Source organism: Deinococcus frigens DSM 12807, from assembly GCF_000701425.1.
GTDB classification, from domain to species: domain Bacteria; phylum Deinococcota; class Deinococci; order Deinococcales; family Deinococcaceae; genus Deinococcus; species Deinococcus frigens.
The window spans coordinates 1-19,970 of record NZ_JNIW01000061.1 but is presented as its reverse complement, the minus strand read 5'-3'; the positions used below and the strand labels follow the sequence as shown (position 1 = coordinate 19,970).

Genomic DNA, 19,970 nt, shown 5'->3' with positions numbered 1-19,970 from the left:
CACCAGACTCCAGTGAAGCAGCATCCAGGGCAATGACGCTTGAAACCAGCGGCGGAAAGTGCGCTCATTCCAGCCGCTGTAGCGGCTGAGATTGAGCGCGTTCAGACGGCCAGGGATGGCCTGCCACAAGGGCATCAGGTGGAGAAGAAAACGCTGTTGGTGAGCAGGAAAGGCCAGCAGCGTGAGCAGGACAGGTAAGATCGACATCGGGTCTCCTTGGGTGTGGTCTTGAGAACTTCACCCTACTGGAGACCCGTTTTTTAGATCACGTGTTGATTTCGCCAAAAGTGTCCGAACCATTGACTGATACGGATTCCGCTTAATTCTTTACCAATCCGGGAAAGCGCCGGAGTGGTAATCCATATGCGAAACCCGTAATTTTCCCTACTCGCTCCGCTCAGATTTTACCGTTTTTGCAAATGATTCAATCGGAATCCGTATAAGTTCACAGTGGCCGGTGGCAATTCTGGGGCCTCATCCGCCGCCTCCCACGTCCAGCGCACCCTTGAACCCAGGCCGTTGGCCGTCACAGGCCCCTTTAAGCGAACGCTTTGCTGGGCTGTCTCTCGTCACGGCTGGGAAGCCAGCACAACTCTTGCCTGAGATTAGGGAGCTGCCCCAGCAGCGTTAGGGCTGAGCGCGTCGCTTCCGCCGGACCAGCCGTGGGGTGCGGGCCGGGGTGACGGCTTCACCCTGCGTCCGGTGGGCCAGCCAGATGGTGTGGTGTGCCCCCTTGCTGGGGCGGGCACGCACCGTTCGCACCTCTACCCGGAAGCCAGCCTGCCGCAGCCGCCGGGTAAAGCGGTTATCGGGTGTGGCGGACCAGACGGCCAGCACGCCGCCGGGCCGCAGGGTGCGCCGCGCGGCGGCCAGCCCGGGCGGCGAATAGAGCCAGCCGTTGCCGTGGTGCGTCATGCCCTCGGGGCCGTTGTCCACATCCAGCAGCACGGCGTCGTAGGCAGAGTGGCCCCGCCGCAGCAGCTCGGCCACGTCGCCCACATGGACGCGGGTGCGGGGGTCCCGGAGCGGAAAGGCCGCGCACTCGCCCAGCGGGCCTTTATTCCACTCCACGACCTCTGGCACCAGTTCGGCCACCGTGACCACGCTGTCCGGTCCCAGCGCCCCCAGGGCGGCTGCGAGTGTAAAACCCATGCCCAGGCCCCCTACGAGCACGCGTGGGGCCGGGCGGCCCACGATCACCGCGCAGCCCAGCTCGGCCAGCGCGTCTTCGGAGGCGTGCATGCGGCTGTTCATCAGTTCGCTGACGTAGCCCGAGATCTGGATGGAAAACTCCAGTTGTTCGCCACGGCGGTACAGGCACAGGTCCTGCCCCGTGCCGGGAATGGCGGCGCGGGCCAGCGGAACCCACGGAATCATGCGGGGTCCGGTGGAGCGCAGACCACTGAAGGACGGGGGGAAGCGAGAGTTGGGGAGGCGAGACGGGCGGCATTCAAACACATGAAAGAGAGCAGGAGTCGTGCAGACACCCATTGACTCTACTTGACTCGACCTGCCCCGGCATCTCCCGCTGCATATCGGCTTCTTCCAGCACATAAAGACCTGCATGCAAAGACAGGTGCGATCCGTAAGAGGGCTGTCATCGGCTTTGTTGAGCATCTGCTCCGTTGCATTCCGGGAAAAGGCCGGTGCGGTGCCGGACAATGCCGGGATTCGCCGGGCAAAGGGAATGCCGGAGGGTCATGAATCTCCACGGTCGCCTGTCTCTGGCGGACTTGCCCCCAAATGCGCCGGGTAGAGCATTGGTCCGAATGACGGCGTCAGAAAAAAGGTCCAATGGAAGTTTCTATGCTCCCCCATGTCTCGTCAAATCCACTCACCGTCCTGGGAACAGCAAGCGGGTGTCATGAACAGATGCCCATGAAGACGCTTGCCGGCCCGTTCGGTCTGCCGCGCACCACTCTTGTGACGATTGCTTTAATCCTGCCGAATTGGTGTGGGCGGACGAGAAACTCGATGTCCCTGGGAACGGCTGTGCCCATTCAGAAACCGCCTTGCAGACACAATAGGTTGCGTGCCTGGCAGCGCGCGCAAGACGTTCTACTTCCTCGCCGCACCATGGATTCCAACTGACGCCGGGATCAAGAAGTGCTGGGGCGAGCATCCTCAACATTGGATCGGCTCAGCCGCCCACCCCCCTCTACGCGAGCTGCACCCGTCCCAGCCTCCCCCGCAAGGAGGGAGGGGCAAAGACCGAGACTTCCAATCTTCTGGCCTTCGGACGGTCAGACTTTTAGACCGTCAGGCCGCGCCTCAGCGACTCCCGCCTATACTGCCGCGCATGGAACTTGCCATCGTCGGCGTCGGGAAACTGGGTCTGGCCCTGCTGGAGGGGGTGACCTCGCGCGGCGGGATCGCGCCCGCGCAGATCGGGCTGATCGACGCCAACATGGCGCGCGTGCAGGACATCGCCGCGCGCACCGGGGCGCGGGTAATTTTGCGGGCGGACCTGGCCGACGCGCAGCGCATTCTGGTCAGCCTGCAACCGCGCGTGTTTCCCGAAACCTGCGAGTGGCTGGCGCAAGAAAACGCCGGATACATCAGCACGATGGCGGGTGTGAGCGTCAGCACCCTGGCACGGCGGCTGGGCACGCAGCGGGTGGTGCGCGTGATGCCCAATCTGGCGGCCACCATCGGCCTGTCGCAGACGGCCATCACCGGGCCGCCCGAGGCCGAGGGCGCGGGCGATTTGGCCTTCGCGCATCACCTGTTCGGCTCGGTGGGCGATGCCTACGATCTGCCCGAACACCTGTTCAACGCCTTTACCGGCATGAGCGCCTCTGGCCCTGCCTACGCCGCCGTGGTCGCCGAGGCGCTGGCCGACGGCGGGGTGCGCATGGGCCTGCCGCGCGTGCTGGCCAACGAACTGGCCGCCAAACTGCTGGTGGCCAGCGGCGAGCTGCTGCAACGCCGCGCCCATCCCGGCATGCTCAAGGACGAGGTGGCCTCGCCCGGCGGCACCACCATTGCCGGACTGGCCGCCCTGGAAGCGGCGGGCGTGCGCGGCGGCCTGATGCAGGCAGTGATCGACGCCACCCGGCGCGGCACGGAACTGGGGCTGGATCAGGAGTAGCCAGCAGAGGCTCGCCTCGCTTCTGCGCGCAGAGTTTAGACGCCGTCAAGACCACCGTGACAAGCCCTTCTCCAGATGGTTCTGGAACTTGGAACCATCAGCCTGAGCACTATCCAGACCCCTCACCTGTCTGGCACCTAGCTCGGGATAAACGTCAGATTTCCTGCAACGGAATGTTCGCCAGCCACTCCGGCACCTCGCCGGGCGGGTAGGTGTCGAAGACCAGCCGGGTCAGCGACACCAGCGTGTGGCCTTCCAGCGGACCTTCCACGGCGCGGCGGTCCACGATGCAGACAATCGCGGCGCATCTGCCCCCAGCAGCCTCGGCGGCGCGCACGGCTTTCAGCACGCTGCCTCCGGTGGTCAGCACGTCCTCCACAGCAATAAACGGCTCACCCGGCGCAATCGTGAACGCCTCCCGGATCTTCATGCCGCCTTTCCCATCCTTCTCGGCGAAGATGGCGCGCACGTCCTCGCCGCCGGAGTGCCGGGCCACTTCATAGGCCAGAATCACGCCGCCCATTGCGGGGCCGACCAGCAGGCCAGCCTGCACGCCTGCATCGGTCAGTTTTTGCGCCAGCGCGGCGGCGATCTGTCCGGTCAGGTGCGGATATTGCAGCACGGTAGTGCTTTGCAGGAATTTGGGGCTATGGCGGCCACTGGCGAGCAAAAAGTGCCCCTCGTGGTAGGCCCCGGCCTGGCGGTACAGCGCGAGAACGTCCATGCGGGGAGTATCGCATTCTCATCGCTCAGGGCGGCGCATCATGGCGCATGACCTCGGTCCCCTTTCCCGGCGCGCTGGTGGTGAGAGTGCGGCGGCAGCTCCTGGGCTTCTCGCAGGAGGATCTGGCCCGCGAGGCCGGTCTGTCGGTGGCGCTGCTGCAACTCCTGGAGCGCGGCGAGTACGATCCGCGCAGCCTGCATCAACTGGCCCGGCGGGTGCTGGAACGGCGACTGGACATCAGCCTGTCGTGAATTGTGTTGGTGCTGTAACTCCTGTTTGTTTCGTCGTGAGAACGAAATCGGCGTCGTCCAACACCTGCTGCCGTCAGCATGGAGAACAGCCGCACGGAGGGCGAGGCAACCTCCTGTGCGGCTCTTCACTTTCTTGAGCGCCTCAGAGCTAGAGAGGTGCCTTGACGGCACGCTCTCTGAGATCAAAGGCGTTCAGTTCAGCACTCCCGTATCGAACTGGAAGTGTTCATCCACGTACTCCACGTTCAGCACGCTGTTGTCCGGCACATGGCCTTGCAGGATCTCGCGGGCCAGCGGCGTCTCGATCTCGCGGGCTATGGCACGCTTGAGGGGGCGTGCGCCGAAGGCCGGGTCGTAGCCGATCTGGGCCAGCTTGTCCCTGGCGGCGTCGTCCACATGCAGGGTGACGCGGCGCTCGGCCAGCCGCTTGCGCAGCCCATTCAACTGGATATCCACGATGCGGTGCAGATCAGCGGCGGTCAGCGCGTCGAACACGATGATGTCGTCCACGCGGTTCAGGAACTCCGGGCGGAACTGGGCCCGTAACTCGCCCAGCACGGCGTCGCGGATTTCGGAGGCGTCGTCGCCATTGGCCTGCATCTCCAGAATCAGCGGGCTGCCCACGTTGCTGGTCAGAACGATCAGCGTGTTGCGGAAGTCCACCGTGCGGCCCTGCCCATCGGTCAGGCGGCCATCGTCCAGCACCTGAAGCAGCAGATTAAACACGTCCGAGTGCGCTTTCTCGATCTCGTCGAGCAGCAGCACGCTGTAGGGGCGGCGGCGCACGGCTTCCGTCAACTGGCCGCCCTCCTCGTAACCCACGTAGCCGGGAGGCGCTCCGATCAGGCGGGCCACCGTGTGTTTTTCCATGTACTCGGACATGTCCAGTCTCACCATCGCGTCCTGGCTGTCGAACAGGTATTCGGCCAGCGCCTTGGCCAGCTCGGTCTTGCCCACGCCAGTCGGCCCCAGGAACATGAAACTGCCCAGCGGACGGTTCGGATCGTTCAGGCCCGCCCGCGCCCGGCGGATGGTGTCGGCCACACTGGTAATCGCCCGGTCCTGCCCGATCACGCGGTGGTGGAGCTGGTCTTCGAGGTGCAGCAGCTTCTCGCGCTCGCCTTCCATCAGCTTTGAAACCGGAATACCGGTCCAGCGGCTGACCACGGCGGCGATGTCCTCCTCGGTCACTTCCATGTGGGCAAATTCCGCGCCCTTGAGCTTCTTTTCCAGGTCCTGCACGTCCTTTTCAAGCTGCGGCAGCTTGCCGTATTCCAGCTCGGCGGCGCGTTGCAGATCGTAGTCGCGCTTGGCCCGCTCGATATCGGTCCGCACGGCGTCCAGCGACTCACGCTTCTCGCGCAGGACGGCCACCTCGCCGCGCTCGGCCTCCCAGCGCCCGCGCACCTCGGTCAGCTCGTCGGTGATGGCTTTAAGGCTGTCCTCGATGTCCAGCAGGCGGTTCTGCGAGTCCTGATCCTTCTCGCGCTTCAGCGCCTCGCGCTCGATTTCCAGTTGCAGCTTGCGGCGCGACAGTTGATCGATGCGCTCCGGGCTGCTCTCCAGCGCCATCCGCAGGCGGGCCGCCGACTCGTCGATCAGGTCGATGGCCTTGTCGGGCAGTTGCCGGTCCGTGATGTAGCGCTCGCTCAGCGTGGCGGCGGCCACCAGCGCCGGGTCGGTGATTTCCACGTTGTGGTGGACCTGATAGCGCTCCTTGATGCCGCGCAGGATGGAGATGGTGTCTTCCACCGTCGGCTCGTTGACCATCACCGGCTGAAAGCGGCGTTCCAGCGCGGAGTCCTTCTCGATCTCGCGGTATTCGTCCAGCGTCGTCGCGCCGATCAGATGCAGCTCGCCGCGTGCCAGCGCGGGCTTGAGCATGTTCCCGGCGTCCGGGCTGCCCTCGGTCTTGCCCGCGCCCACGATGGTGTGCAGCTCATCCACGAACAGGATGATCTCGCCCGCAGAGGCGATCACCTCGTCGATCACGCCCTTGAGGCGTTCCTCGAACTCACCCCGGTACTTGGCCCCGGCCAGCAGGCTGCCCATTTCCAGGCTGACGATGCGCTTGTTCTTCAGGCCCTCCGGCACGTCGCCGCTGACCACGCGGATGGCGAGGCCCTCGGCGATGGCGGTCTTGCCCACCCCCGGTTCGCCGATCAGCACCGGGTTGTTCTTGGTGCGGCGCAACAGGATCTGCATGGCGCGGCGGATTTCCTCGTCGCGGCCAATCACGGGATCGAATTTGCCGTCCCTGGCGCGTTGCGTCAGGTCGGTGCCGTATTTATTCAGGGCGTCGAACTGGCCCTCGCTGGATTTGTTGGTCACGGTTTTCCCCTTGCGCCCCTCGGAGATGGCGCGGTTCAGCTCGGCTTCTCTGGGCAGCTCCCTGAGCTTCGATTCGCCGCGCAGGGCCAGCAGCAGCGCGTCGGCGGCCACAAAACTGTCCCCGAACTGCCCCGCGATGGTGTCGGCCTTGCCAAAAGCGCGGTTCAGCGCCGGATCAAGATGAAGCTGCTCGCCGCCGCCCTGCACGCGCGGCAGCTTGTTCAGCTCGGCATCCAGCGCGGTGCGGAGGTGTTGGATGTTGCCCCCCGCTGCGGTGATGGCGCGGGCGGCGGTGTCGTTGTCGGTCAGGGTTCTCAGTACATGCGGCACCGTCAGGGTCTGGTGTCCACTCTGCTGCGCAAGCTGCTGGGCGGAATTGATGGCGGTCGCACTCGCCTCGGTAAAGCGTTCGGGATTCAAGTGGAAACCTCCGGAAAACAGGGAAAAGGACAGTCGTACAATCTCCCCCCATTCTGAAACTTGAGTGCGGTCATGTCAAGTTTATTGAGGGTTTAGCTTCGCATGTCAGGGAACGATCTGCGGCGATCCGTTCGGCCTGCTGAACGCCAGATGTGCGCTCCGATCAGCCTGCGGTCATCCTGGCCAGGTACATCCAGAGGGAACTGACGGCGGTGTCCGTCGTGCGTCCCCTCTCCCTTTCCGCCATCCCGCCGTTTTTCAGGAGCCATATGTCCAAGTCCTCATCGCTTCCCACCGCCCTGCTGGGTGCTTTCGCATTCGCGGCTCTTGTGCTGCCCGCTGCTGGCGCGCAGACCGTCAAGGGCCAGAGCATTTCCGTCAACCCCACTGCCCCCGCCACCGTCACGGGCCTGACGCTGATCAACGCCGACACCAATCAGCCGGTGCCGGGTTTCGATCCAGTCAGGCCGGGGGCCACGCTGGACGCGGCCAAATTGCCCGCAAGGCTGAGCATGCGCGCGAACGTCTCAGGCGCGGTCAAGAGCATCTGGTTCGGTCTGGATGGCAACGGCAATTACCGTTTGCAGGGCGGTGCACCGTACTCGCTGTGCAACGATCAGGGCGGCAACTACGAACCTTGCCCGGCGGCGGTCTTCGCGCCCGGCACGCACAGCCTGCTGGCAACGCCCTTTGACGCGGCCAACGGGGGCGGCACGGCAGGACTGGCAGCCGCGCTGACCTACACCGTGGTGGGCAGCGCGGCCCAGAAACCCGCCCCTGTGCCCGCCCTGGCTGTGGTCAGCTTCACGCTGATCAATGCCGATACCAACCAGCCTGTCCCCGGCTTCGATCCGGTCCAGCCCGGCGCGCGCCTGCGCCTGTCCGCGCTGCCCCCGCGCCTGAACGTCCGGGCCAACGTGGGCAGCGGTGTCAGAAGCATCCGCTTTGCCCAGAAAGGCGTCAAGGACTACACCGAGAATGAGGCCCCCTTTTCCATGTGCGGCGACAGCAAGGACAAGAAGGGCAAGAAAGGCGATTACCTGGCCTGCGGCTCCGGTCAGTTAGCGCCTGGCCAGCACCGACTGACCGCCACGCCTTTTGGCAAGATGTTCGCGGGCGGCGCAAAGGGGCAGGCGCTGAGTCTGGACTTCACCGTCGAGCGTTGAAGCTGAAAGACCGCCAAGTTGCATGTCAAGAATGAGGCGTGCCAGATGCAGCGAACCTCAAACTGTTCGGACGGATGCCAGCCTGACGCCCGGCCTCCAATCTTCACCCGTGAACGCCCCTTCCGGTAGTCAGGGCGGGGGCGTTTTTCGTGGCGCGGATGCTCGCCCCAATTGTCCCGCCCCGGACGTGTTGAAATAGGGGCCTGATGTCTGCCTCTTCCCCCTTTGATCCCCGGCAGGCCGAGGCCGGGCGCGCGCCCACGCTGGCGGTGCTGACCGGCATTTTCATGGTGTCGGTGACGCCGTTCGTGGCCGGGCTGGTGCAGGGGCAGACGGCGGATTGGGGGCGCAATCTGCTGTACGCCGTGGCCACCGCCGCGCTGCTGTATGGCGTCTGGCGCGGCAGCGTGTGGGCCTGGCGGCTGACCGTAGGCATGTGCATGGTGGCGGGCCTGGTGATCTTTGTGGTGGGCATGCTGGCCGGATCGGTGGCGTGGCAGGGCTGGGTGGTCAGCGGCGCGGGCCTGGCCTTTTTGTTGCTGGGAACGGCGCTGGTGGGCACGGCAGTAATACGCGCTTTTCTCGATTCCCGCTGGGCGGCGCGGCAGCAGGCGATGAGGCGCAAGCCATGAGCAGAGGCTGGGCGTGACCGACACCTCCAGCCGCCGCTTTACCGTACAGGGTACCAACAACGCCTTTATCTGCCAGCACTGTGGCGCAGCGGTCCTGCCGCTGACCAATGGCAGCGTCCGCAACCACTGCCCCGTGTGTCTGCACAGCCTGCATGTGGATGTGTTGCCCGGCGACCGCGCCAGCACCTGCCACGGCCTGCTGGTGCCGGTGGGCGCGGAGCAAAGTGGCAAGAAGGGCTGGATCATCGTCCACCAGTGCCACAAGTGCGGCTTTACGGGCCGCAACCGCGCCGCGCTGGACGACGCTCGTCAGCCGGACGACTGGGACGGGCTGATCGGGCTGACCACGCCCGCGCATTAGCGCTCAGGACGGCTGTTTCCGGTCACCCATCACCCGTTGCCCGGCAACCCCGTATCCTGTTCCATATGGCTCTCTGGCTTTTCTGCGGGTTTATCCTGCTCAGCGCGACATTTCTCCTGATGCTCAGTCTGGGGCCGCTCAAGTCCGCCTCGAATGTGGGGGCGCTGCGGACCGTGGCCTTCGTGCAGTTCGCCGCCGCCGCCCTGCTGGCCGTGGCGCGCGTGGCGGGAGCCGCATGAAGGGCGTGCAGATGGTGGACCTGAAGTTTCAGGACACCCCCGGCGTGATCGCCTCGTACATTCTGGATACGGGGGACGGGCTGGCGGTGGTGGACACCGGGCCTACCAGCACCCTACCTGCGCTGACCGCCGGGTTGGAGGCGCGGGGAGCCGGGCTGAGCGACGTGCGCCATCTGCTGCTGACCCATATTCACTTCGACCACGCCGGGGCTGCCGGAACCATCCTCTCGCGGGTGCCGGAGGCGCGCGCTTACGTCCACGAGCGTGGCGCGAAGCATCTGGCCAGCCCGGAACGGTTGGTGGCCAGCGCCACCCAGATCTACGGTGACGCGATGAACCGCCTGTGGGGCGAGATGCTGCCGATTCCCGCCGAGAGGATGACCGTGCTGGCGGGTGGCGAGACGCTCCAGATCGGGGACGTGACCGTGGACGCCCTCTACACCCCGGGCCACGCGGTTCACCACCTGGCCTACCACGTCGGGCCTGACCTGTTCGTCGGGGATGTGGGCGGGGTGCGTCTGGACACCCGTCAGACCCCGCGTGCGCCCACGCCGCCGCCGGACATCGATCTGGAGGTCTGGAAAGACAGCGTCGCCGCGCTGCGTAAGCGGGACGCCCACACCCTGCATGTGGCCCACTTCGGCAGCTACGCCCAGGATGCGGCCCACTGGGACGGCCTGCTGGAAAAGATGGACCTGGACGCGGGACGCATTCACGCCGGGATGGACGCGGGACAGGATATCGAGGCGATTTCTGAAGCGTATACCAGAGTGTTGATGCAGGAACTGCTGGCCGAGGGCGAGGACCTGCCCGCACGCTACGACTTCGCCTGTCCGCCGTGGATGAGCGTGCAGGGGCTGATGCGCTACTGGCAGAAGAAGGCCGTTCGCACTCCGTGAGGGTACTGGTCATCGGCGGCGGCGGGCGCGAACATGCGATCGTCCATGCCTGCGCGCGGCAGGGGCATGCGGTGCTGTGTACGCCCGGCAATCCTGGAATCGCGGAACTCGCCCGGATTCTGGACAGCGCCCAGGACGCCGATGCGCTGGCCGAACTGGCGGTGCGCGAGGCGGTGGATCTGGTCGTCGTCGGCCCCGAGGCATATCTGGCGGCAGGGGTGGTGGACGCCTGCACGGCGCGCGGCGTTCCCGCCTTCGGCCCCACGCAGGCCGCCAGTCGTCTGGAAGGCGATAAGGGCTGGAGCAAGGCGTTCATGCTCAGGCACGGCGTCCCCACCGCACAGCACGTCACGTTCAATGATCTGGAGGGAGCGCTGGCCCATCTGGACAGCCAATTCACGCCCATCGTCATCAAGGACGCCACGTTGCGGGCGGGCAAGGGCGTCACGATTGCCGGGTCACTGACCGAGGCGGCAGCCGCCCTGCGCGATATCTTCAGCGTGGCAGACAATAAATCTGCCGCCTGCGCCGTTGTCGAGGACTTCATGACCGGGCAGGAGGTGTCGGTGCTGGCCCTGACCGACGGCTCAGCCTTCGCCCTGACCCCGCCCAGTCAGGACCACAAGACCATCTATGCAGGCGACACCGGCCCCATGACCGGCGGCATGGGCGTGGTCTGCCCGTTTCCGCTGTCTGAGTCGGATCTGACCTACATCAGGGAGCGCATCATCGCACCCACTCTGGCCGGAATGCGCGCAGAGGGCATGCCGTTCCAGGGCGTGCTGTACGCCGGACTGATGCTCACGCCAGACGGACCAAAAGTTGTGGAATTTAACGCCCGCTTCGGTGACCCGGAGGCCGAGGCGGTGTTGCCGCTGCTCCAGAGTGACCTCGCGCAGCACTGTCTGGATGCGGTGCGGGGCGAGCTGGACCCGCAGACCGTTGAATTTAGCGATGAGGCCAGCGCGGTCATTGTCCTGGCTGCCCCCGGCTATCCCGGCGATCCGGTGCGCGGCGTGCCCGTGGGTCTGCCCAGCACCGCTGAGAACGAAATTATCTACCACGCCGGAACCCGCGAAGTCGGCGGCGAGTTGCAAAGCAGCGGTGGGCGCGTGCTGGCCATCACCGCCGTCGCCCCCACGCTGAACACAGCGCTGGCGCGGGCCTATGCGCTGGCGGACCGCGTGGATTTTGCGGGCGCGCAGTTGCGGCGCGATATTGGGGGGCGCATCGGGGCGCGGGCGGTGGAGGACGTCTGACCTCCGCCAACCAGCCCCTCGGTCACCCGCCATCTGCATGACATACTGCGCCCCGATGAAGAAGCGCATTCTGCTGCTGGCAGGCGGCCAGTCCGGGGAACACGAGGTCAGCCTGATGAGCGCCCGCAGTGTCCTGGCGGCCCTGCCGCGCGACCAATTTGATGTCACGCCCGTGGCGATCAGCAAGCAGGGGCGCTGGCTGCCCCCCACCGACACCCGGCAGGCGCTGGAAAACGGCAGTGCGGATTCCGGCGGCGATCTGGTGCTGCACCGCGTCGCCAGCGCCGAGGGCTACGACGCCGTGTTTCCGCTGCTGCACGGGCCGATGGGCGAGGACGGCACGGTACAGGGCCTGCTGACGCTGGCGGGCATCCCCTTCGTGGGCAGCGGCGTGCTGGGTTCGGCGGTCAGCATGGACAAGGTGATGACCAAGCAGGTGCTGGCCTCGGCAGGGATTCCGCAGGTGGCGTGGCGCTTGGCCGTGCGCCGCGAGTGGAGCAGCGATGGGGACGGCGTGCGGGCGCGGGCCGCCGAACTGGGCTTTCCGCTGTTCGTCAAGCCCGCCAACCTGGGGTCCAGCTTGGGCATCAGCAAGGTGCATGGCCCGGAGGAGCTGGACGCCGCCCTGGACCTGGCCTTCAGCCTGGACCGCCGCGTGATCCTGGAGGCCATGACCGCCAGCAGACCGCGTGAGCTGGAGGTGGGCGTGCTGGGCAACGACGCCCCCATCGCCAGCCCGGTGGGCGAGTTGCGCTTCGGTGCCGAGTACTACGACTACGAGACGAAATACACCGAGGGCCGCGCCGAGGTCCACATCCCCGCCCCCATCCCCGAAGACGTAGCCCGCCGCGTGCGCGAGCTGGCCCTGAGTGCCTTCCGCGCACTGGACTGCGCCGGGCTGGCCCGCGTGGACTTCTTTTACCTGGAGGAAAGCGGCGAACTGGTCCTGAATGAGGTCAACACCATGCCCGGTTTCACGCAGACCAGCATGTACCCCAAGCTGTTCGAGGCGGCAGGTCTGGGCTACAGCGAACTGGTCACGCGGCTGGTGGAGCTTGCGCTGGAAGAACGCTGAGGAGATTGTTCTGGCCCGCCCTCAAGTCAGTTGCGCCGTGGTCAAGTGAGGCGTGGAAGACCAGGATGTGGTGAACTTTCTGGGAGTAGGGCTGGGCATCGGTTTCACGTTTGCCGTAGTTATGGGTGTCCTGGCGCTGCCTCTGCGCTGGGCGAGGTGGCTGACCGCGCTGACGGTTCCGGGATTGCCCTGGCTCATTTCCGTTTTTGCACACAATGAGGTCAGCGGTGGGCCGGGGGCAGGAGACTGGCGCGTGTTTGCCCTGTACGTTGGCGTCGGTCTGTGCCTGGCCGTGCCTCATCTGCTGCGCTTTCGGGGCCGGAAGCCGCTCTGGCTGGCACTCGGCCTCGGACAGGCCACCATGTTGCTGCTGCTGGCCGTCCTCACTGGTGGGGACGGGCTGTCGCTGGTCATCCTTCAAAGTCAGGGAACCACGATCCTGGAGTCACGGAACTTCTGGTCCATCCTTTTTGACCTCGCGCTGCCCATGCCGCTCTTCATGACATTTTCCACTCCGCTGGCGCTGTTGCTGGCTGCTGTTCTGGCGTGGCGGCGGAGATCGGTAAGGGGTTAACGAGGATCAGAAGTCTGGTGCTTTTGGGATGATCCCGAGCTGCGGTTGAGTCTGGGTGCACCCTCCAGAACTGTCGGGACATTTATCCCTCATTAATCTGACTGGTTTACTTAGGATTAGCGGCATGCGAAACGCAACACTGTCCACCATCGCCCTTTTGCTGACCGGCACGACCCTGGCCCAGTCCGCGCAATCCATCACCCTGTACTCCGGGCGCGGCAAGACCTTTGTGGAACCCATTGTCCAGCAGTTCGAGAAGCAGACCGGCATCAAGGTCAACGTGCGCTACGGCAACGACGCGCAACTGGTGGCCGCCCTGCGCGAGGAGGGCAGCCGCAGCCCCGCCGACGTGTTCTGGGGCAACTCGGTGGGCGCGCTGGGTGAACTGGCCAGCGAGGGCCGCTTCGTCAAGCTGGGCAGCTCGCTGACCCGCAACGTGTCGGCGGACTACCTGCCGGCGGACCGCACCTGGCTGCCTACCACCGTCCGTTTCCGCACGCTGGCCTACAACACCGAGAAGATCAAGCCCGAGCAGCTCCCGGACAGCGTGCTGGACCTGCCCAAGATGACCTCGCTCAAAGGCCGCATCGGCTGGACCGTGGCCTATCCCAGCTTCCAGGACTTCCTGGCGGGCATGATCGCCCAGCACGGCGAGGCCACCACCAGGCAGTGGCTGGAAGCGATGAAGGCGCTGCAACCCAGGGATTACAAGACCAGCAACGTGGGGATGCTGGAAGCCATACGCTCGGGTGAAATCGACGTGGGCCTGACCAACCACTACTACATCCAGCGCGTCAACCGCCTGAATTACCCCATCGACACCTACTTTTTCAAGAACGGCGACATCGGCAACCTGGGCAATGCCACGGGCGCGGCCATTCTGAAGACCAGCAAGAACACGGCTGCCGCCTCCCGCTTCCTGAGCAGTCTAGTGGGCAAGGACGCCCAGACCTTCTTCCTGAGCGTGAACTTTGAGTACCCGGTGATCGGCAATATCTTGCAACCCACCACCATGCGTCCCTTCAGCGAGGTGAGTAAGCGCGGCCCGAAGATCGATCCCACCGCCCTGCCCAAGAACATCGAGAAGGCACAGAAGCTGCTGCGCGACGCCGGGCTGCTGTAAATTTTACGGCCCTCCCTGCAACCCCGTTCCGGTTCCTGCCGGTGCGGGGCTTTTTATGGTCCACTGCGCTATGGAAATCCTGGGACTGCTCTTGGGGGCGGGCGTGTCGGCGGCGGTACTCCTGGTGTTGACGGCCCTGCCGCTGGCCTGGGCGCGTGGGGTGGCCGTGCTGGCCGCACTGGCGGTGATCTTTGTTTTGGGCAGCGTCGTCTTCGCGGGCGGCAGTCTGGAGCGCAGTTTCGGCGCGGTGTATCTGGCTCTGGGCCTGCTGGCCGCAGTGGTGCTGTCCTTACCCCGACTGCTGCAATTCGCGGGTCTGGAACCGGTCTGGGTCAGCCTGAGCCTGGGCGTGGCCGCCGTCCTGCTGCTGATCGCCGCTGGCGTCGGCCTGGACGCGCTGCTGGGGGCGCTGCTGCCCCCGCCTGATCCGCAGTCGGGCAGTTCGGTCAGGGCACAGGTCTCGCAGGGCCTGAGCAACGGCATGCTGATCTCGTCTCCGGTGGTGCTGGCGGTGCTGTCCTGGCGGGCGTGGCGGGGGCACAGGGGCACGCGTCCAGCTTGATCTGTCGTTGCGGGACAATCCTGACTAATCCGGTCTGTTAAAGTGGCGCGGCTGGCCCCAGTGCCAGAACCTTGCTATGACCCAGAAACTGCCCCCTTTTCTGCTGCTGCCCGCCCTGCTGACCGTGCTGGGCGTGCTGGTGCCGCTGTCGTACCTGGTTCTGCGCGCCCTGGGAGCCGAGGCCGCCGAGCTGCGCGAGATCGTGTTCCGCTCCCGCAATCTGGTGCTGGCGGGCAACACGCTGCTGCTGGGCGCATCGGTGCTGCTGGCGACCACGCTGGTGGCGCTGCCGCTGGCCTTTCTGGCGGCCCGCACGGACCTGCGCCCACGCCGTCTGCTGACCCTGCTGGGCGTGTTGCCGCTGGCAATTCCGGGGTACGTGGGGGCCTACGCTTTTATCGCGGCGGGCGGGGCAGGCGGGGCCATCAACACCCTGACCGGGCTGCGCGTGCCGGGGCCGGGCGGTTTCTGGGGCGCGCTGCTGGTGCTGACATTGTTTACCTTCCCGTACCTGTTCCTGAACCTGCACGCCGCGCTGCGGACCCAGGACCCCGCGCTGGAGGACGCCGCCCGCCTGCTGGGCCGTACCCGCTGGCAAACCTTCTGGCAGGTGACCGTGCCGCATCTGCGCCCGGCGTGGCTGTCGGGGGGCCTCCTGATCGGCCTGCACACCCTGGGCGACTTCAGCGTGGTCAGCCTGATGCGCTACCCGACGTTCAGTGCGGCGATCTACCAGCAGTACACGGCAGCGTATGACCGGGTGTACTCGGCCTGGCTGGCGCTACTGTTGCTGCTGCTGACCGGAGCGGTGCTGTGGCTGGAGGCCCGCTTCATGCGCGGCGTGTTCCTGTCGCGGGTGTCGCCTGCCACCGCCAGAAAGCCCTGCACCGCACGCCTGGGACGTCTGCGCCCGCTGGCGTGGGTGTTCGTGGCCGTGCTGGCGGTCATGACGCTGGTGCTGCCGCTGGGCACGATGCTGTACTGGCTGGGGCTGGAGCACAGTCCCTTCGCGTGGTCCGGCCTGCTGGACGCGCTGCGGTCCGCGCTGGGGGCGGCGGCGCTGGCAGCCGTCACCACCACCGCGCTGGCCCTGCCGCTGGCCGTGATCGGCAGCCGCTTCACCGGGCGCTGGCCGCGCATCATCGAGCGGGCCGCGTATCTGGGCTACGCCACGCCGCCGCTGGCCTTTGCGCTGGCGCTGACCTTTTTCGTGCTGCGGGCCGCGCCGCCGCTCTACCAGACCCTGCCGCTGCTGATCATCGCCTACACCCTGCATTTTGTCGCGGAGGCCATCGGCCCGATTCGCAGCGGGCTGGTGCGGGCCACGCCCAGATTGGAGGAAGCCGCCCGCGTGCTGGGCGTCACGCGCGGCGGGGCGCTGCGGCGGGTCACGCTGCCGCTGCTGGGGCCGGGGCTGCTGGTCAGCGCGGCGTTCGTGTTTCTGAGCGTTCTCAAGGAGCTGCCGCTGACGCTGCTGCTGTCGCCCACCGGCTTCGAGACGCTGGCCCGCAACGTCTGGTCCTACACCGAGGAAGCGCAGTACGCCAGCGCCGCGCCCTATGCGCTGGCCCTGGCGGCCATCGGGGCCGTGCTGACCCTGCTGATCCTGCGGCGGGAACGCGAATGAGGTGGTTTGAATGACGGTCATGGATCAGCAAATGTCGGGGCTGGGCGGGGCTGCTCACCAATCCTCCGCCCCGCCCGCGCTGGAGTTGCGGCAACTGGTCAAGTATTTCCACCAACACGGTCACCCGCAGGGTCACCTCGCCGCTGGCCTGCCGCCGGTGGTGGACGGGCTGAATTTGCAGGTTGCGTCCGGCGAGCTGCTCACGCTGCTGGGGCCGTCGGGCTGCGGCAAGACCACCACCCTGCGTCTGATCGCCGGGCTGGAGGAGCCGGACGGCGGCGCGGTCTGGATTGACGGACGCAACATGACCGCCCCGCCCCAGCCGCCCGAACGCCGGGGCGTGGGCCTGGTCTTCCAGGATTACGCGCTGTTTCCGCACCTGAGCGTGCTGGGCAATGTGCTGTTCGGCCTGAACCGGCTGCCGCGCGCCGAACGCCTGCCCCGCGCTCGCGAAACCCTGTCATTGGTGGGCCTGACCGTGTTTGAGTCGCGTATGCCGCACCAGTTGTCCGGCGGGCAGCAGCAGCGCGTCGCCCTGGCCCGCGCGCTGGCCCCGCGCCCACGGCTGCTGCTGCTGGACGAGCCGTTTTCCAACCTGGACGCGCAACTGCGCCACTCCACCCGCCAGGAGGTGCGCGCCATCCTGCGCCGCAGCGGCGTGGCGGCCATCCTGGTCACGCACGATCAGGAGGAAGCCCTGGCCTTTAGTGACCGGATTGCCCTGATGCGCGCCGGACAGATCGAGCAGATCGGCACCCCGCAGGAGGTCTACGCCCGCCCGCGCACGGCGTTCGTGGCGTCCTTTCTGGGCCGCAGCAACCTGCTGTCCGGCACCGTGCAGGCGGGGGTGGCCCGCACCGTGCTGGGCAACATTGAGCTGGAGGGTGGGGCGGTTGCGGACGGCCCGGTGATGCTCAGCGTGCGCCCCGAACATCTGGCCTTCACGGCGGACGGCTCCGGGGCCGAGGCCGTGGTGCTGGCCCGCGAGTACAGGGGCCACGCCGTGACCTACACGCTGGCGCTGGGGCAGCAGGAAGTGCAGCTCCACGACACCGGCCACGCCCTGCACGCCGAGGGACAGCGGGTGCGCGTGCGTGCCACGCGGGCCGGGCGGGCGGTGCGCTAAAGCCCCGCCAGACCTGGCGTTGCCAGCGCTGAGCGGTGTTGCCTAAAGATCGCCTCAGAATCCGTCAGGTGCGCGCGGCCTACAATGCGGCTCGAATGACTGCTTCACGGGCCGCAGCAATGTCGGCCCGCACTCAAGGAGACACGACTATGGACTGGAAAAATCTTCCCAGCGGCGGCGGCGGCATTGAGGACCGGCGGGGCGGAGGCGGCATTCCCGGCGGCGGCATTGCGGTGGGCGGCATCGGCGGGCTGATCATCGCTTTGATCGCCATGTTCTTTGGCATCAATCCGGGCGATATTCTGGGCGGTGGGGACGGCGGCCCGGTGCAGACACAGACACAGCCGCAGACGCAATCACAGCCCCAGGGCACCCCCGCCACCGACGAGAACTTTCAATTCATGGACCGCATCATGACCAGCACCAATCAGGTCTGGGGCGGCGTGTTTCAGCAGGCGGGGCGGACCTACACCCCGGCGCGGCTGGTGCTGTACACACGCGGCACTCAGGGCGGCTGCGGCGTCGCCAGCAGCGCGTCTGGGCCGTTTTACTGCCCGCTGGACAACAAGGTCTACATCGACACCAACTTCTTTTCCATGATGCAGCGGCGACTGGGTGGCGGCGGCGATTTCGCGTATTCCTACGTCGTCGCGCATGAGGTCGGCCACCACGTCCAGAATGAACTGGGCATCGCCGATCAGGTAGAGCGCAAGCAGCGCAGCGCCCGCACTGAGGCCGAGGCCAACAGCTACAGCGTGCGCCTGGAGTTGCAGGCCGACTGCTTCGCGGGCGTGTGGGGCAACCGCGTCAGGGACCTGGCCAAGATCACGCAGGCGGATGTGCAAAACGCCGTCAATACCGCGCAGGCCATCGGCGACGACAATTTGCAGCGCCAGGGGGCGGGCCGGGTGGTCCCCGATTCCTTCACGCACGGCAGCAGCCAGCAGCGCATCACCTGGTTCACCACGGGTTTCGAGACCGGCGATCCCAACAAGTGCGACACCTTTAATCAGAATTACAACCAGTTGTAGGCGGCAGCGGTGGGCGCAGAGTTGAGAAGCTCGCGCCCACCTTCCTTTTTTCTACAACGTGAACCGCCTCGCCCCGCTGCCTGCGCCAATGCGCTTTCCTGGGGGCAATGTCAGTACAGAGTTCAGCCCCGTGGACCATTTCTGGCGTCCCCGTTACCGTTAAGCGCAGCTCCCGGCGGCGCAGCGTGGCCTTGCAGGTCAAACCTGGCGCGGTGACGATCTACGCTCCCCAGCGCCTGACACTGCGTCAACTCCAGGACATCCTGTTCCGGCGGCAGGAGTGGGTGGAACACCACCTGGCGCAGTATACGGCCCGCTCGCTGTGGGCGCAGGCTTATACCGACGGCGCGGAGTTGCCTTTCCTGGGCGAGATGCTGACGCTTCGTTTCAAGCTGGCACAGAAAAAACCTTTGCGCGTGGGCAATGACCTGCTGCTGCCCGCAGACGAACCGGAGCGGGCGCTGGAAGCGTGGACGCGGGCGGCCTGCCTTGCTCCCTACGCCGCCCTCGTCACGGAATACGCCGATCTGCTGGGCATGGCAGACCGACTGGGCACCGTTCGGGTCAGCAATACGGCCACCCGCTGGGGCAGTTGCAGCAGTCGGGGCGATATTCGCCTGCACTGGAAACTGTCTCGCGCTCCGCTTGAGGTCCTGCGATACGTCGCCCTGCATGAGGCCGCGCATCTGCTGGAGATGAACCACTCGCCGCGCTACTGGGCGCATGTATCGCGCGTTATGCCGGGCTGGCAGGCGCAACGTCTCTGGCTGCGGGAATACGGACAGGCGCTGTGACACGCGAGAAGCAGACCGCGTAACAGCGTGTCTGCTTCTGGTCTCGTGCCCCTTCCTGCTGCGACGTTACATCGCGGGCATGGGCGTCGGGCTGGGAATAGGCAGGCCCGGCGTATCCGGGTTGTCGGTGGGGTCAGGCATGGGCATCCCCGGCAGATCGGGATTGACGGGCGGATCGCTGATGGGGCCGGTGCCACCCTCGCCGGGCATGCGCTCGGGCAGGGGCATCGGGGTGTCGGTGGGTTCAGTTGCCGGGGCGGGGGGACGGTCGTAGGGTCCGGTCATGGGTTACCTCCAGAGGTTGGGGATTTCCTTAAAAGTCTGCCGCCGCGCCCCTTCTGACAGGGCAGAACTGGGTAAAGAGGTCTTCATATGGGCTCCGATTTAAAGGTTAGGGCTTACGCGAAACTCAGAGATGGGTTTTTGAGCTGCTGGCGCATGTAGTCATCAAGAAGACCGAATTTTAGCGCGTATATCGTTTTCTTCGCCTCTTTGGCCTGCTGGTTCAATCGAATCCAGACCAGCATGGCAGTGCCGATGTGATTGCGTTGAGATCGCCCCAGACGGCATTGACAGTCTTCGGTCCCGGTGATCTGCTTCAATTCGCGGTGAAAGACCTCGACAGACCAACGGACGGCGAGCGTCTGGCGCACGTCGTCCGCAGTCTGTAACGCTGGGTCGTTGG

At 66.0% G+C, this 19,970-nt stretch carries 20 protein-coding genes and 2 pseudogenes; 16 read left to right on the top strand and 6 right to left on the bottom strand.

Annotated features, from left to right (window positions below):
* A pseudogene (locus tag Q322_RS24215) lies at window positions 1-207 on the bottom strand (IS4 family transposase); the annotation flags it as partial.
* A gap of 420 nt (window positions 208-627) precedes the next feature.
* On the bottom strand, window positions 628-1,377 hold the full coding sequence (locus tag Q322_RS0116545; RefSeq protein ID WP_051668692.1) for a spermidine synthase: 750 nt from the start codon (window positions 1,375-1,377) through the stop codon (window positions 628-630).
* 922 nt (window positions 1,378-2,299) lie between these two features.
* On the opposite strand from Q322_RS0116545, the gene proC reads away from it, so the two are divergent.
* The gene (proC, locus tag Q322_RS0116540) at window positions 2,300-3,091 is read left to right on the top strand and encodes a pyrroline-5-carboxylate reductase (RefSeq protein WP_029478993.1); all 792 of its coding nucleotides are present in this window, start codon (window positions 2,300-2,302) and stop codon (window positions 3,089-3,091) included.
* Window positions 3,092-3,245: 154 nt separating this feature from the next.
* On the opposite strand, the gene pyrE is transcribed toward proC, so the two are convergent.
* The gene (gene pyrE / locus Q322_RS0116535; RefSeq protein ID WP_029478992.1) at window positions 3,246-3,815 is read right to left on the bottom strand and encodes an orotate phosphoribosyltransferase; all 570 of its coding nucleotides are present in this window, start codon (window positions 3,813-3,815) and stop codon (window positions 3,246-3,248) included.
* 47 nt (window positions 3,816-3,862) lie between these two features.
* Here pyrE and Q322_RS0116530 point away from each other — a divergent pair, with 47 nt between their 5' ends.
* Window positions 3,863-4,066, top strand: a complete 204-nt coding sequence (locus Q322_RS0116530) for a helix-turn-helix domain-containing protein (RefSeq protein WP_029478991.1) — start codon at window positions 3,863-3,865, stop codon at window positions 4,064-4,066.
* Window positions 4,067-4,258: 192 nt separating this feature from the next.
* Here the strand turns inward: Q322_RS0116530 and clpB are convergent, their stop codons facing one another.
* The gene (clpB, locus tag Q322_RS0116525) at window positions 4,259-6,817 is read right to left on the bottom strand and encodes an ATP-dependent chaperone ClpB (protein ID WP_029478990.1); all 2,559 of its coding nucleotides are present in this window, start codon (window positions 6,815-6,817) and stop codon (window positions 4,259-4,261) included.
* Between the two features lie 269 nt (window positions 6,818-7,086).
* Between clpB and Q322_RS0116515 the strand changes: the two genes are divergently transcribed.
* The 14 genes from Q322_RS0116515 to Q322_RS0116450 all read left to right on the top strand — a co-directional run bounded on the left by Q322_RS0116515 (window position 7,087) and on the right by Q322_RS0116450 (window position 19,285).
* The gene (locus Q322_RS0116515; protein ID WP_029478989.1) at window positions 7,087-7,983 is read left to right on the top strand and encodes a hypothetical protein; all 897 of its coding nucleotides are present in this window, start codon (window positions 7,087-7,089) and stop codon (window positions 7,981-7,983) included.
* Window positions 7,984-8,189: 206 nt separating this feature from the next.
* On the top strand, window positions 8,190-8,615 hold the full coding sequence (locus Q322_RS0116510) for a hypothetical protein (RefSeq protein WP_034418861.1): 426 nt from the start codon (window positions 8,190-8,192) through the stop codon (window positions 8,613-8,615).
* Between the two features lie 13 nt (window positions 8,616-8,628).
* Complete coding sequence (locus tag Q322_RS0116505; RefSeq protein ID WP_029478987.1) at window positions 8,629-8,976, top strand: RNHCP domain-containing protein; 348 nt, start codon at window positions 8,629-8,631, stop codon at window positions 8,974-8,976.
* Between the two features lie 65 nt (window positions 8,977-9,041).
* Window positions 9,042-9,215 carry a hypothetical protein gene (locus Q322_RS24055; protein WP_169739089.1) on the top strand — a complete coding sequence of 58 codons (174 nt, stop codon included), beginning with the start codon at window positions 9,042-9,044 and terminating at the stop codon, window positions 9,213-9,215.
* Entirely contained in the window at window positions 9,212-10,114 is a 903-nt protein-coding gene (locus Q322_RS0116495; RefSeq protein WP_029478986.1) for an MBL fold metallo-hydrolase, read from the top strand. Before Q322_RS24055 ends, Q322_RS0116495 begins: the two co-directional genes overlap by 4 nt.
* Window positions 10,111-11,373 carry a phosphoribosylamine--glycine ligase gene (gene purD, locus Q322_RS0116490; RefSeq protein WP_029478985.1) on the top strand — a complete coding sequence of 421 codons (1,263 nt, stop codon included), beginning with the start codon at window positions 10,111-10,113 and terminating at the stop codon, window positions 11,371-11,373. Before Q322_RS0116495 ends, purD begins: the two co-directional genes overlap by 4 nt.
* A gap of 55 nt (window positions 11,374-11,428) precedes the next feature.
* Entirely contained in the window at window positions 11,429-12,448 is a 1,020-nt protein-coding gene (locus tag Q322_RS0116485) for a D-alanine--D-alanine ligase family protein (RefSeq protein ID WP_029478984.1), read from the top strand.
* Between the two features lie 253 nt (window positions 12,449-12,701).
* Complete coding sequence (locus Q322_RS23530) at window positions 12,702-13,022, top strand: hypothetical protein (protein WP_156953113.1); 321 nt, start codon at window positions 12,702-12,704, stop codon at window positions 13,020-13,022.
* A 124-nt stretch (window positions 13,023-13,146) separates the two neighbouring features.
* The gene (locus tag Q322_RS0116475; protein ID WP_029478982.1) at window positions 13,147-14,145 is read left to right on the top strand and encodes an iron ABC transporter substrate-binding protein; all 999 of its coding nucleotides are present in this window, start codon (window positions 13,147-13,149) and stop codon (window positions 14,143-14,145) included.
* A 70-nt stretch (window positions 14,146-14,215) separates the two neighbouring features.
* Window positions 14,216-14,707, top strand: a complete 492-nt coding sequence (locus tag Q322_RS0116470) for a hypothetical protein (RefSeq protein WP_029478981.1) — start codon at window positions 14,216-14,218, stop codon at window positions 14,705-14,707.
* A 76-nt stretch (window positions 14,708-14,783) separates the two neighbouring features.
* The gene (locus Q322_RS0116465) at window positions 14,784-16,334 is read left to right on the top strand and encodes an ABC transporter permease (RefSeq protein WP_029478980.1); all 1,551 of its coding nucleotides are present in this window, start codon (window positions 14,784-14,786) and stop codon (window positions 16,332-16,334) included.
* Between the two features lie 10 nt (window positions 16,335-16,344).
* Entirely contained in the window at window positions 16,345-17,460 is a 1,116-nt protein-coding gene (locus Q322_RS0116460; RefSeq protein WP_245593293.1) for an ABC transporter ATP-binding protein, read from the top strand.
* 149 nt (window positions 17,461-17,609) lie between these two features.
* Window positions 17,610-18,491, top strand: a complete 882-nt coding sequence (gene ypfJ / locus Q322_RS0116455) for a KPN_02809 family neutral zinc metallopeptidase (RefSeq protein WP_029478978.1) — start codon at window positions 17,610-17,612, stop codon at window positions 18,489-18,491.
* Between the two features lie 107 nt (window positions 18,492-18,598).
* Entirely contained in the window at window positions 18,599-19,285 is a 687-nt protein-coding gene (locus Q322_RS0116450) for a M48 family metallopeptidase (RefSeq protein WP_029478977.1), read from the top strand.
* Between the two features lie 66 nt (window positions 19,286-19,351).
* Here Q322_RS0116450 and Q322_RS0116445 read toward each other — a convergent pair whose 3' ends face one another.
* Together Q322_RS0116445 and Q322_RS0116440 are read right to left on the bottom strand one after the other, a co-directional pair.
* Window positions 19,352-19,570, bottom strand: a complete 219-nt coding sequence (locus Q322_RS0116445; protein ID WP_029478976.1) for a hypothetical protein — start codon at window positions 19,568-19,570, stop codon at window positions 19,352-19,354.
* 113 nt (window positions 19,571-19,683) lie between these two features.
* Window positions 19,684-19,970: pseudogene (locus Q322_RS0116440) on the bottom strand (IS701-like element ISPlag1 family transposase); the annotation flags it as partial.